Consider the following 12,725-nt stretch of genomic DNA (forward strand, 5'->3'; position numbering starts at 1 on the left):
CCGCCCATGGTCGACAAGAACAAACCCCAGGAAAAACGCGGCGGCTGGCTCAGCCGTTTCGCGCCCGGCGTCCGCAAGATCGTTTCGCGCCGCGACACCCCCGACAATCTGTGGGTCAAGGACCCCGACACCGGCGAGATGCTGTATCGCTCGGATCTGGAGGCCTCGCTGTGGGTCACGCCGTCGGGCCGCCATATGCGGATCGACGCGCCGACGCGGCTGAAGGCTACGTTCGACGGCGGTCAGTATGAGTCCATCGACACGCCGGACGTGCCGGAAGACCCGCTGAAATTCTCGGACGGCAAGCCGTACAAGGACCGGCTGAGCGCCGCGCGCAAGGCGGCGGGGCGCAAGGACACCATGGCCATCGGCTATGGCGTCGTCGGCGGCCAGGAAGCTGTGGTGATCGTCCAGGACTTCACCTTCATGGGCGGGTCGCTGGGCATGGCGGCGGGCGAGGCCTTCATCAAGGCGGCGCGCGAGGCCGTGGCCCGCAAGGTTCCGATGGTCTGTTTCACCGCCGCCGGCGGGGCGCGGATGCAGGAAGGCGCCCTGTCGCTGATGCAGATGGCGCGCACCACCCTGGCCATCCAGGAGCTGAAGGCCGCGACCCTGCCCTACGCCGTGGTCCTGACCGATCCGACGACGGGCGGCGTGACCGCCTCCTACGCCATGCTGGGCGACGTGCATCTGGCCGAACCGGGCGCCCTGATCGGCTTCGCCGGTCCGCGCGTGATCGAGGCCACCATCCGCGAGAAACTGCCGCCGGGCTTCCAGCGCGCCGAATATCTGCAGGAAAAGGGCATGGTTGACCGGGTGGTCGTGCGCGCCGACCTGCCGCGCGTCCTGGGCCAGATCCTGTCCATGCTGATGGGCGGAAACCGCCAGGCGGCCTGACGGCCTTGGACCCGATTTCCGAGCGGCTGCGCGCGCGACATCCGCAGAGGATCGATCTGTCGCTGGATCGGATGAAGGCCCTGTGCGCGGCGCTGGGCGATCCGCAGCACAGACTGCCGCCGGTGGTTCATGTGGCGGGGACGAACGGCAAGGGCTCCACGGTCGCGATGATCCGGGCCATCGCCGAGGCGGCGGGGCTGAGGGTGCACGCCTACACCTCCCCCCATCTGGTGCGGTTCAACGAGCGAATCCGGCTGGCGGGTCGGCTGATCGAGGACGATGCGCTGAACGCCGTGCTGGACCGGATCGAGGCCGCGATGGCCGAAACGGGCATCGAGGCGACGGTGTTCGAGAGCACCACAGCCGCCGCCTTCCTGGCCATGGCCGAGACGCCGGCCGACCTGGCCATCGTCGAGGTCGGACTGGGCGGGGTGCTGGACGCCACCAATGTGATCGAACGGCCGCTGCTGAGCGTGATCGCCCCGGTCGACTACGACCATGCGGAGTTCCTGGGCACGGACCTGGCCGGGATCGCAGCGGAGAAGGCCGGTGTGCTGAAGGCGGGGGCGCCGGGCGTGATCGCACGCCAGCAGGAGGCGGCCATGGCCGCCATCGAACGCGCCGCCCAGGCGGTCCATGCGCCGCTGACGGTCATGGGCGTGGATTTCGACGCCTGGGCCGAGCGGGGCGGGATGGTGTTCCAGAACCAGGAACGGTTCCTGGACCTGCCGGCGCCGGGCCTGGCGGGCGCGCACCAGATCGACAATGCGGGCGTCGCCGTGGCGGCGGCCCTGGAGCTGGACCTGCCCGAGGCGGCGATCGCGCAGGGGCTGAAGGCCGTGCGCTGGCCCGCGCGGCTGCAGAGGATTTCGGCCGGTCCGTATGGCGAGGCGGCCAAGGCGGCCGACGCCGAACTGTGGCTGGACGGGGGGCATAATCCCCACGCCGGGCGGGCGCTGGCGGCGTTTCTGGCCGAGCGTCAGACGCGGGCGCCGCGTCCGCTGGCCCTGATCTGCGGCATGCTGGCGAACAAGGACGCGGGTGGTTTCTTCGCCGCCTTGAAGGACACGGGCGCAACGGTCTTCACCGTCGGCTTCGACGGGGCGGCGGCCGAGCCGGCGGCCCTGGCGGCCGTGGCGCGCGGGCACGGGCTGGCGGCGACGCAGGCCGGATCGGTCGGCGAGGCGCTGGACCTGGCGCTGCGGTTCGGCGCGGGGCGGGTGGCGATCTGCGGGTCGCTATATCTGGCCGGCGAGGTGCTGGGGGCCAGCCGCGAGACCTGGCCGGAGTAAGCGCCGACTTCTCCCTCCCCCTGCGGGGGAGGGGCGTCGCGCAGCGACGGGGTGGGGGCGGCAAGGCAAAAGCGCACTGATCTGACTTGTGATGCGTCGCCCTGCCGTTCCCACCCGGCTCCGGCTACGCCTCCCCCCCCTCCCCCGCAGGGGGAGGGAGAGTCTGGTGTGCTGTCTTACTTGCTCATCCAGGGGCGGGACTTGCCGGCGGCGATGCGGGCGTTCTGTTCGCGCTGGAACCGGCCGCCGCGCGGGGCCTGGGGACGGGCGTCGAGCGCCGCCTTCTTCAGGCGCAGGGCGCGCTGGACGGGGGTTTCGCCGGGGATGTCGTCAGCCGGGATCGGTGTGTCTTCGTCGCTCATGAGACCCTCCTAGCATGAAAAACGCCCGCCGGTCGGAACCAGCGGGCGCTTGATCTTCAATGGAGCGAGACGATCAGGCGTCGGCCTTGACGCCGGCCTCGGCCAGCCATTCGACGATCTTACCCTTGGGCATGGCGCCGACCTTCATCGAGGTCATCTGGCCGTCCTTGAACAGCATCAGGGTGGGGATGCCCTTCACGCCGAGCTTGGACGGGGTCATGGGACTGTCGTCGATATTGATCTTGGCCACGGTGACCTGCCCGCCCAGTTCGTCGGCGATCTGTTCCAGCGCCGGGCCGATCTGTTTGCAGGGGCCGCACCATTCGGCCCAGAAGTCCACCAGGACGGGGGTGGAGGATTTCAGAACGTCGGCGTCGAAGCTTTCGTCCGTGACTTTTACAGTCGCCATGAATGGCTCCCTGGGGCGCTATCGCTCGGCCCGCGGGCCTCGCTGCTTGAGCGCATGTTGATGTTGGCCGGAGCGTCCGGGTTCGGAGGCAGATGTGGGAGCGAATCGCGGGCAATTCAACTGTTCGCCAACGCCGCGTCCAGCATGGCCTGCGGGATCGGCATCAGTTTGGGGCCATCGGTCCAGACCAGGGCGGCCTCGACCGGGCGGTCGGGGTAGAGGCGTTTCAGCACGGCGACATAGACGGCGGCCTGCAAGACATAGGCGGGATCGACCCGGTCCAGGGCGTCGGGGGCGGGGCGGTTGGTCTTGTAGTCAATGACCAGCACCCGGTCGGGCGTGACCACAAGCCGGTCGATGCGGCCGTTGATCGCCACGCTGGACGGGCCAGGAAGGGCGCCCGTCAGGGCGACTTCGGCGCGGGAGCCGGGGCCGAAGACGGGGGCGAAGCGGGCGTCGTCCAGCACCGAGAAGGCGGCGGCGATCATTTCGGCGCGCTGGGCCTCATCCAGATCGGTCTCGCGCGCCAGAAGGCGGCGCGCGGCGTCGGGGCGGTCGGCGGGCGCGATCTCGGGCAGGCGCTCCAGCAGCCGGTGGATCAGGTCGCCGCGCCGGAACCGGCCCAGCGATGCGCCGCCGGCCGCGCTGCGCGCCAGGGGCGAGGGGGCGGGGATGCGGATCGAGCCCTCCATCCGCGACGGCGCGGCGAAGCGGGCGGCGGCGTCGGCGGGGGGCGGTGTGGCTGCCCAGGCGGGCAGGGCTGCGGTCGTGCGGTCTTGGGCGGCCTGCGTCGGGCGATGTTCGGGGGCGACGCCGAAGCGGCGGACGCCGTTCTCGACCTCGCGCACCTGATCCCCCAGCCGGTCGAAGGTCTCCTCGATCACCGACCACCAACTGCCGGGTTCGGCGCCCCGGCTGGAGGCGCGGCCCATCACGATGACGCGGTCCCGCGCGCGGGTCAGGGCCACATAGAGCAGGCGCAGGGTCTCGTCGTCGGTGCGGGCCTGGCGCGCCGCGCGGGCGTCGGCCGAGGCGGGGCAGTCGTCCTTGGCCGATCCGGGCGCCATCAGCCAGGCCTCGCCTTCACCTTCATCGGTGACGGCGGGCATCAGGGAAGGGCCTTGAGCCTTCGCCTTCATCGTGGTGTCGGGCAGGATGACGATGGGCGCCTCCAACCCCTTGGCGCCGTGGACGGTCATGACGCGGACCTCGCCGCGCGCCCCCTCCAGTTCGCGTTTCACCTCGACGTCGGCGGCTTCCAGTTGGGCCAGGCAGGTCTCCAGGTCGATCGCGCCGCGGTTCTCGGCCGCCAGGACCTGGTTCAGGGTCTCGTCTATGGCTTCTTCCGCCTCGCGGCCCAGCCGGGCCAGGATGCGGGCGCGGCCGGAGCGACCCGTGTCGTCCACCCGGTTCAGGGCCTGGGAGAAGAAGGCGAAGGGATCGCCGCCCCGTGCATCGACGGCGGCCTGGAGCGCGTCGCGGGCGCGGGCCCATTCGGGGCGTTCGTGCGCCCGGTCGCGCAGGTCGCGCCACAGCTGGCCGGCCTTGCGGTTCTCACGGCCGGCCAGGGCGTAGAGGCCGTCCTCGTCCACGTCGCACAGGGGGCTGCGCAGCACCTCGGCCAGGGACAGGTCGTCGTCGGGGAAGAGAGCAAATCGGGCCAGGGCGATCAGGTCGTCGAAGACGATATGGCTGGACAGCTTCAGCCGGTCGGCCCCGGCGACGGGGACGCCCTCGGTCTTCAGGGCGCGAATGATCTCTTCGAAGGTGGCGTCGCGGCGGCGGACCAGAACGATATAGTCGCCGTAGCCGGCGGGGCGCAGGTCGCGGGTGCGGCTGTCGAAGACGGCCAGGCCGCTTTCGACCTGGCGGCGGATTTCGCGAGCCAGGTCGCGGGCCAAACGTTTCCTGGCGCTGCCGGCGCTCTCCTGATCGACCGGATCATCCCAGGCGTCGGTCTCGGGCGCGGGCTCGTCGAGGAACAGGGGCCACAGGTCCACCGCCCCGTGCTGGCCGATGCGGGCGGGGATGTGACGGGCGATGTCGCCCTGGGGTCCGGTCAGGGCGCGGGTGCGGTCGGGATCGGCGAAGACGGCGTCGACAAAGGCCAGCACCTCCTCGGTCGAGCGGTAGGAGGTGTTCAGCTCCGGCCCGGCGAAGGGCTCGCCGGCGCCCTCGGCCAGGGCCAGGAAGTCGGCCCGTTCCTGGCGCAGCCGCTCCGGCCGGGCCCCCTGGAAGGAGTAGATCGACTGTTTCTCGTCGCCGACGGCGAAGACGGTGCGGCCTGACGTCTGGCCCGAGTAGAACTCTCCGGTCAGGGCGCGGACGATGGCCCACTGGTCGGGGGCGGTGTCCTGGGCCTCGTCGATCAGGACGTGATCGACCCCGCCGTCCAGCTTGTACAGCACCCAGGCGGCGGCCCCGCTGCGGGTCAGAAGGGCGGCGGCGCGGGCGACCAGATCGGGGAAGTCGAGCGCGCCGCGCTGGGCCTTGGCGGCCTCGTAGAAGGCGGCGTGGGCGCGGGCCAGGGTCAGGACCTTGACCGTGTCGTCGGCGACCTTGGCCTTCCTCAGGGCGTCGCGGGCGGCGAGATATTTGGTCTGGAGGTCCAGCAGCCAGCCGACCGCTCCTTGCGGCGCCGACCTGGTGCCCATGCTCTTTCGCGGCTCGCCCGCCTGGGTGCAGAAGACGCCCGCCAGGGCGGCGAAGCCGGCGTGGGGCGGGGCGGCGACGCTCATGGCGTCGGCGATCTTGCGGTCGTTGGTCGAGCCGGTCTCCATGGCCTCGGCCATGCGGTTCCATTCGGCGGGGTCGATCCAGGCGACGAAATCCCGCTCCAGGTCTTCCGGGCTGCGGCCCGCCTCAGCGCCGGCGAGGGCGTAGGGGTCGGGCGCGGTCCCCGCCTCGGCGCGGTCGATATAGTCCAGCAGATCGGCGCGCCTGGCCTCCATCATCGACAGCAGGGCCTGGAACATCCGCCAGTCCAGCTCGACGGCGAAATGGCTGTAGGCCTGGCCGATGGGACCGTCCGGGTCGGCGACGGCGGCGCGGGCCAGGTCCTCGCGCGCGGCATGGCTGAGGGCGGTCGCGGCCTGATCTTCCAGAACCGTGAAACGGGGCGAGACCCCGGCTTCCAGCGGAAAACGACGCAGCAGTTTTTCGCAGAAGGCGTGAAGGGTCTGGATCTTCAGCCCGCCGGGCGTCTCCAGGGCGCGGGCGAACAGTTTGCGGGCGCGCGACAGGGCGGCGTGGTCGAGGGTCTGCGGATCGCCGTCGTCCAGCCGGGCCAGCTCGCGCGACAGGGCGGCGTCGTCCAGCACGGCCCAGCCGCCCAGCTGGTCGAACAGCCGGGCCTGCATCTCGGCGGCGGCGGCCTTGGTGTAGGTGACGCACAGGATGGCGCCGGGATCGACCTGGTCCAGCAACAGCCGCGCCACCCGGTTGACCAGGGTGGTGGTCTTGCCCGAGCCGGCGTTGGCGGTGACGAAGACGGTCAGGCGCGGGTCGGCCGCGACGATCTGGGGGGACACGCTCATTCTTCGTCCCCGTCGCCGATCACCGACCATTCCCAGACGCGGGCCAGGTGATCGTAGTTGCCGCCCTGGTTGCCCATGAACTGGGGGGCGGCCCAGGAGACGTAAGGCGTGTTCTCGTCGTCGAAGCGGGCGACGCGGCGCTTCAGCCCGTCCAGCGCCGCCTGGGCCAGGTCGGCGGCCTCGGCGCCTGAGGCGCGGGTGATGACCTCGCCCGCCGTCTTGCGCCCGACCACCCGGACATAGGTCAGTTCGTCGGGCGTGACCGGGCCATTGGTGCGTTCGAACCCGCCGTCGGCCAGGATGGCGGCGGTCAGGGTCAGTTGCGGGGCGAAGCCGGACTTGACCTGTTTGGCGGATGGAGCGGCGCCGGTCTTGAAGTCCATCACCGCCGCTCCGTCCGAGGCCAGCTCGATCCGGTCGGCGAAGGCCTTGACGGTGAAGGGGCCGGCGGGGGCGTCGAAGGTCATGGTCCCCTGTTGCTCGACCAGGATGTCGATGCCCCGCGCGCGGCGGCGGCGCTCGAAATCGGTCAGCCAGCGGGCGCAGTTGCGGGCGAGCGGCGCCTCGCGCGCCATGGCCGCATCCTCGAACCCCCGTGCGCCCAGTTCACGCAGTAGATGGTCGTGCAGGACGGCTTCGCAGTCGTCGGGCAGGTCGTCGGGCCAGTCCAGGGTCAACCGTTCGATGGCGGCGTGGACGGCGTCGCCACGGGCGAGCGCTTCGGCAGAAGCGCCGGGACGCTCCATCGCCTCCAGCCCCAGCACCCACAGGGCGTAGATGGCGTAGGGATCGCGCACCCAGCGTTCGATGCGGGTGACATAGAGGCTGCGGGGGCGGCGATGCACCGGCGGGCGCGGCTCGGGCCGTTTGGCGAAGCGCGGCGGGCCGGGCGGAGGGGCGTCCAGGGCGCGGGTCCAGTCCAGGACGGTGCGGGGGCGGGGCAGTTCGATCGGCGTCTCGGCGGAATGGGCGCCGCGGGTCAGCATCTCCAGCCGCCACAGCCAGCGGGACCGCACGGCCGGCTGGCCGCCGCGCCGTTCGCTGTGGACCAGGATGACCTCGTCGGCGCAGGCGGCCTGGACGAAGTCCTGGGCCGTCTGGCCCAGGCGGCGTTCGGGCGGGGGCAGGCCCAGGGCCTTGCGCATCGGACGCGACAGGAAGGGGTCGGTCGGGGCGGCCTGGGGCCAGACGCCTTCTTCCAGCCCGGCCAGGATCATCCGGTCGGCGCGCACCAGCCGCGCCTCGATGGCCCCGAGGATCCGCAGCGACGGATGGGTCGCGCCCCCGGTGCGGACGACGGTCTCGCGCACCAGGGACGTGGTCAGCTCGGCCAGGTCGGTCTGGTCGATGCGGCCCAGCGAGGCCCCGCCCTCGATCAGGCCGGACAGAAGGGCGGCGGCGGCCTCGCCGTCGGGACCGGCCCAGGCGTCCTGGCCGGCCAGGGTCTCGATAAGGCGTGTAAAGGCCGAGGCGGCGGCGTTCAGGTCGGCCCCATTTCGCTCGGTCTGGGGCAAGAAGACGGCGGTCGCGGCCTCGATGGCGGTTTGCAGACGCTCGACAAGGCGGGTGGCGGCCGACAGGCGTTCCCGTTTCCACTCGGGCGGGGCCTTGCCGCGCCGGTCGGGTTCGACCGCCTCGAGCAGGCGACGGCGGATCGCGGCGAAGTCGCGCGGGCGAGGACCGCGCAGGGCGTGTTCCTCCAGCGCGGCGACGGCGGCGGCTTGAGGGGCGTCGCCCAGGTCGAACCGGACCAACGGATGTTTGACGATCGCCAGCAGCAGATGGGGCTGGACCGGATCGGCGATCCAGCGGGCGCACAGATCGACCAGGGCGCCGGCGGGCAGACGCGACAGGGGGACGCCGGCAGACGAATCCGGGATGACGCCCCAGCGTTCCAGCCGGGCGGCGACGCGGCGGCCCAGGGCCTGGTCGGGCGTGACGAGCGCGCAGGTGCGACCCGTTCCATCAGGATTGGGCGTTTCCAGCGTCTCGCGCATCATCAGGGCGATGGCGGCGGCGGCCTCTTCCTCGGCGCGGACGGTGAGCAGGGACAGGCCTTGCAGACCTTCGGCGATGGGGTCGCGGGCTTCGCCGCGCGCGGCGGCGGTCGAGCGAAGGTCGCGGATGGCGCGGCGCCAGTCGTCGGTGGCCTCGGCGGGGCGCAGGGCCTCGTTGACCAGGCGCTGGCGGGCCTGGCCACGGGCGAGGGCGGCAGGGGGCTGGGACGGGGCGAACCAGGGGCGGACATCGGCGCGGGCGACCTCGACCCGGTCCAGCAGTCGTTTCATCGCGCTTTGCGGATGCTGTTCGTCCAGCCGGTCCCAGACCGCCGCGTCCAGATCGAGATCGAGGCCGGGCAGGACGACGCAGCCCAGCGGCGCCCTGGCCACGGCCATCAGCACGTCGCCGGCGGCGGGGACGGTGCCGGTCGAACCGGCGGCGATGACGGCCTGGGCCGGGGGGGTGTGGTCCCAGAGTTCAGCAAGGCGGCGCAGCAGGGTGGCGCGGCGCCAGGCGGGATCGACCAGGCCCAATTCGGCCAGGCGTTTGGGCCAGGCGGTGACGGCGAGACCCAGGAACTCGGCTGACCGTTCCCAGTGTTCGGCCATTTCGCCGTCCACCAGTGTGGCGATCCGTTCGGGGTTCTGGACCTCTTCCAGCTGGCAGGAATCGAGGAAGCCGCCGAGCGCGTCCGCCAAGTCCAGGGCGCGCATCGGCGTCAGGCTGTTGTCGAACTGTTCGACGATCATCCGCGCCATCTCGAACCGGCGGGTCAGGGCGGGGATGGCGGGCGGCAGGTCGAGGCCGAGGGCGCCGGGGGTGAAGGGGGGCTCGTCCTCCTCCAGATCGCCCAGCGGCCGGACCTGGGGCAGCAGGATGGGGCGGCCCTGCGAGAGTTTCGACAGGGCGCCGGTGAAGGCGCGGGCGGCGCGACGGTTCGGCAGCAGGATGGTGGCGTCGGACAGGGTCTCGGGCGGCAGATCGCCCAGCCAGGCCAGGACGCCGGCGGCCAGGTCTTCAAGGAAGGGCCGGTGGGCGGGGACGGCGTACCAGCGGGGGCTGGACGCGGCGAAGGGACCGAAGGCGCTCACGCGTCTCCCGCCAGTTTCGCCTCGGCCTGATCCCGCGCCTGGGGATCGCCGACGTGCATCCAGTCGCCGTCCAGGACGCAGCCGAACAGGCGCCCCTCGGCGGCGGACCGACGCCACAGGGGGCTGAGGGAGAAGGGGCCGTCGGGGCCGTGGTCGGCATAGCCGGGGCGGGTGATGTGCACGCCCATATAGGCGAAGGGGGCGGACGGGGCGTCGCCGCGGAAGGTCAGTTCTCCGTCCTCGGCCAGGAAGAAGTCGCCGTCGCCCTCGAAGCCGATGGAGCCCTCGCGGCGGGCCAGCAGCAGGGCGGCGTCCATGGTCTCCGGGTTCCACAGACGGATCAGATCGGTCAGGGCGTCGCCACGGTCGATCCAGACGCTGTCGATATTGGCGACGAAGATCGGATCGTCGCCCAGCAGGGGGCGGGCCTTCTTCAGACCGCCGCCGGTTTCCAGCAGTTCGGCCCGTTCGTCGGAGATGAGTATCTCGGGGGCGCGTCCGCGCGCGGTCAGATGACCCTCCAGCCGATCGGCGAACCAGTGGACATTGACCACGGCCGTCTCGACTCCCGCGTCCGCCAGCCGGTCCAGCACATGGTCGATCAGGGCGCGGCCGCCGACCTCGACCAGGGCCTTGGGCCGGTCGTCGGTCAGGGGGCGCATCCGGGTGCCCAGGCCGGCGGCCAGCACCATTGCGGTCTTGGGAGCGGTCATGCGCGCACCTCGGCGGGGACATGGCGGTCGAACCAGCGGGCGACGGGCGCCAGGGCCGGCTGTTCCAGATTGGCGTTCAGATGCCGCCACATGCGCGGTAGGAACTGGCGGTAACGGGGCTTGCCGTCGCGGGCGATCAGCCGGGCGAAGATGCCGATGATCCGCGCCTCGTTCAGGGCGGCGAGCCCGGCGTAGTCGGCCATGAATGCGGCGCGGTCGACCTGGGGGCGCAGGGCGAAATAGCGGTCCAGGGCCTCGGCCTCCAGCGCCGGCGAGACGTCGCGGCGGGCGTCCTGAAGCAGGGAGTGCAGGTCCCAGGACGGGTGGGCGCGCACCGCGTCCTGGAAGTCGATCATGCCGACGCGGGCGGGGCCGTCGCGCTCGGGCAGCCAGATCAGGTTCTCGGCGTGATAGTCGCGGTGGGCCATGACCGAGGCGCCGCCTGCGCCCGAGGCGACCAGGGGCGCCCAGGCCTCGCGCCACGCCATCGCGGCGGCGGCGTCGAAGGCGACGCGGTCGTCCAGACGGGGCAGCCATTCGACGAACAGGTCGGCCCCGCCCTGAAGCGCCGTCTCGTCATAGGTCAGCAGGGGCCAGTCGCCGCCGGGGCCGTGCAGGGTCTGCGGCGGGTTTCCGGCGTCGTGCAGGGCGGCCAGGGCCTCGATGGCGGTCAGATACAGCGGCGTCTCGTCGGCGCCGTCCTCGATCACCCGGGCGAACAGGGTGTCGCCGAAATCCTCCAGCACCGCCAGGCCGTTGGGGGCGTCCAGGGCCGGGATTTCAGGGGCGGACAGGCCCAGCGCCTTCAGATGGGCGGCGACGGCGGCGAAGGCCTCTATCCGTCCGGCCGACAGACGGGCGACGGCGTTCCAGCCGGCGGCCTGACGCTGCTGCGGCGTCCAGGCCGGGTCGGCGGGGGGGCTTTCGGCCGCCGGGGCCTGGTCCATCAGCATCAGGCTGGGGCCGTCGGCCGGGGTCAGCCGCTCGTAGCGCCGCGTCGAGGCGTCGCCGGGCAAGGGGGCGCGGGCGGCCTGGGCCAGGCCGGCGGAGGCCAGGAAGTCGAGGCGAAGCTGTTCGCGGTCAGAAACGGACATGGTCGATCAGGTCTTCCCACCGGCCTGCGCCGGAAACGGTCGCAACACGGCCGTCGCCGTGTTCGGAAATTTCGATGACCAGCCGGTCCGGCCCCAGGAACCGCTCGGGCGCCTCGCCCAGACGCTCGGGCCATTCGATGATGGCGCAGCCCTCGTCCAGGGTCTCGTCCAGGCCGATCTCGAACGCCTCCTCCGGCCGGGTCAGGCGATAGAGGTCGAAATGGGCGACGGGCGGGTCGCTCTCGTAGAACTGAACCAGGGTGAAGGTCGGGCTGGGCACGTCCTCGTCCGGCGTGGTCAGGGCGCGGATCAGGCCGCGCGCCAGGGTCGACTTGCCCATGCCCAGCGGCCCGTACAGCAGCAGGCTGTCGCCCGGCGCGAGAAGAGGGGCGATGGCGTGGCCCAGACGAGTAGTGGCCTCGGCGTCGGGAAGTTCGATCTTCATGGGAACACCGCGTCGGGATCGGCGGCCAGGGTCCGTTCGGTGAACTGTTTCAGGGCCAGGGTGGCCTTGACGGCGTCCACGTCCAGGCGTTCGGGCGGGATCGGCTGACCGACCACGACGCCGAAGGGCTTGCCCGCCTTGTTCAGCAGTTCGTGGAACAGGGTCACGTCGCGCAGTTCCTGCGAGATCTTGTCGAACAGGTGGAACAGCCGGCTGTAGGGGCCGGTCACGTGCATGGGAATGACCGGAGCGCCATATTTGCGCGCCAGGGAGGCGGCGGTGGGCGCCCATTCGGGATCGGTCAGGACGCCGTTCTGCTCGCGGGCCAGACGGCCGGCGGGGAACATGACGACGCAGCGTTCGGCCTCGAAGGCCTCCTTGGCGGCGTTCAGGGTGGCGCGGGTCTTTTCGCGGGTGCGCTTGTCGTGAACCCATTCGACGGGGATCACTGTCTCGGCCAGTCGCGGCGAGACGCGCAGGGCGTCGGCGTTGGCGAAGAAGATGGCGTCGGGGCGGCGCTGTCGGACGGCGTCATAGACCGCCACCCCGTCGGCGATGCCGGTGGGATGATTGGCGACCACGACGCACCGGCCGGTCGCGGGCAAACGGTCCAGATGGGCGGTGGAGACCTTCAGGTTCAGCAGGTCCGAGACATAGTCCAGGGTTTCGGCGCCTGACAGGTTCTGGATGGCGTCGGCCATCCGCACCGCCGCCCTGTAGTTCAGCACGGAATACAGGGCCGGCCGCACGACCGGCCAGAAGGGAGAGGCGGTCAGACGCGGGGCGCGCTCGGCGATGAGGACATCGACGATATGGGGCGAGCGGCGGACGGGAAGGGCGGCGGAATTCATGGACGTCCGCTTGTCGCCGGTTCGGCGAAAGGGA

10 protein-coding genes are annotated in these 12,725 nt (G+C 71.6%); 2 read left to right on the top strand and 8 right to left on the bottom strand.

Annotated elements, in window-relative coordinates:
• The first annotated feature begins 6 nt into the window (after nucleotides 1-6).
• On the top strand, nucleotides 7-897 hold the full coding sequence (locus ACP7CK_RS13750) for an acetyl-CoA carboxylase carboxyltransferase subunit beta (protein ID WP_008263130.1): 891 nt from the start codon (nucleotides 7-9) through the stop codon (nucleotides 895-897).
• Between the two features lie 5 nt (nucleotides 898-902).
• On the top strand, nucleotides 903-2,189 hold the full coding sequence (locus tag ACP7CK_RS13755) for a bifunctional folylpolyglutamate synthase/dihydrofolate synthase (RefSeq protein ID WP_426026388.1): 1,287 nt from the start codon (nucleotides 903-905) through the stop codon (nucleotides 2,187-2,189).
• Between the two features lie 176 nt (nucleotides 2,190-2,365).
• Here ACP7CK_RS13755 and ACP7CK_RS13760 read toward each other — a convergent pair whose 3' ends face one another.
• From ACP7CK_RS13760 to ACP7CK_RS13795, 8 genes are all read right to left on the bottom strand, one after another.
• Nucleotides 2,366-2,551 carry a hypothetical protein gene (locus ACP7CK_RS13760; protein ID WP_008258864.1) on the bottom strand — a complete coding sequence of 62 codons (186 nt, stop codon included), beginning with the start codon at nucleotides 2,549-2,551 and terminating at the stop codon, nucleotides 2,366-2,368.
• A gap of 73 nt (nucleotides 2,552-2,624) precedes the next feature.
• Nucleotides 2,625-2,960 carry a thioredoxin gene (gene trxA / locus ACP7CK_RS13765; protein ID WP_008259544.1) on the bottom strand — a complete coding sequence of 112 codons (336 nt, stop codon included), beginning with the start codon at nucleotides 2,958-2,960 and terminating at the stop codon, nucleotides 2,625-2,627.
• A 116-nt stretch (nucleotides 2,961-3,076) separates the two neighbouring features.
• Nucleotides 3,077-6,496 carry a double-strand break repair helicase AddA gene (addA, locus tag ACP7CK_RS13770; RefSeq protein ID WP_426026389.1) on the bottom strand — a complete coding sequence of 1,140 codons (3,420 nt, stop codon included), beginning with the start codon at nucleotides 6,494-6,496 and terminating at the stop codon, nucleotides 3,077-3,079.
• On the bottom strand, nucleotides 6,493-9,588 hold the full coding sequence (addB, locus tag ACP7CK_RS13775; protein WP_426026390.1) for a double-strand break repair protein AddB: 3,096 nt from the start codon (nucleotides 9,586-9,588) through the stop codon (nucleotides 6,493-6,495). The genes addA and addB overlap by 4 nt, the downstream gene beginning before the upstream one ends.
• Entirely contained in the window at nucleotides 9,585-10,301 is a 717-nt protein-coding gene (gene murU, locus ACP7CK_RS13780; RefSeq protein ID WP_426026391.1) for an N-acetylmuramate alpha-1-phosphate uridylyltransferase MurU, read from the bottom strand. Before murU ends, addB begins: the two co-directional genes overlap by 4 nt.
• The gene (amgK, locus tag ACP7CK_RS13785) at nucleotides 10,298-11,395 is read right to left on the bottom strand and encodes an N-acetylmuramate/N-acetylglucosamine kinase AmgK (protein ID WP_426026392.1); all 1,098 of its coding nucleotides are present in this window, start codon (nucleotides 11,393-11,395) and stop codon (nucleotides 10,298-10,300) included. The genes murU and amgK overlap by 4 nt, the downstream gene beginning before the upstream one ends.
• Nucleotides 11,382-11,840: a tRNA (adenosine(37)-N6)-threonylcarbamoyltransferase complex ATPase subunit type 1 TsaE gene (gene tsaE / locus ACP7CK_RS13790; RefSeq protein WP_426026393.1), complete on the bottom strand. Its 459-nt coding sequence runs from the start codon at nucleotides 11,838-11,840 to the stop codon at nucleotides 11,382-11,384. Before tsaE ends, amgK begins: the two co-directional genes overlap by 14 nt.
• Entirely contained in the window at nucleotides 11,837-12,691 is an 855-nt protein-coding gene (locus ACP7CK_RS13795) for a GNAT family N-acetyltransferase (protein WP_426026394.1), read from the bottom strand. Before ACP7CK_RS13795 ends, tsaE begins: the two co-directional genes overlap by 4 nt.
• Nucleotides 12,692-12,725: the final 34 nt, after the last annotated feature.

The organism is Brevundimonas sp. TSRC1-1 (assembly GCF_049898245.1).
In the GTDB taxonomy this organism is placed as follows: Bacteria; Pseudomonadota; Alphaproteobacteria; order Caulobacterales; family Caulobacteraceae; genus Brevundimonas; species Brevundimonas mediterranea_A.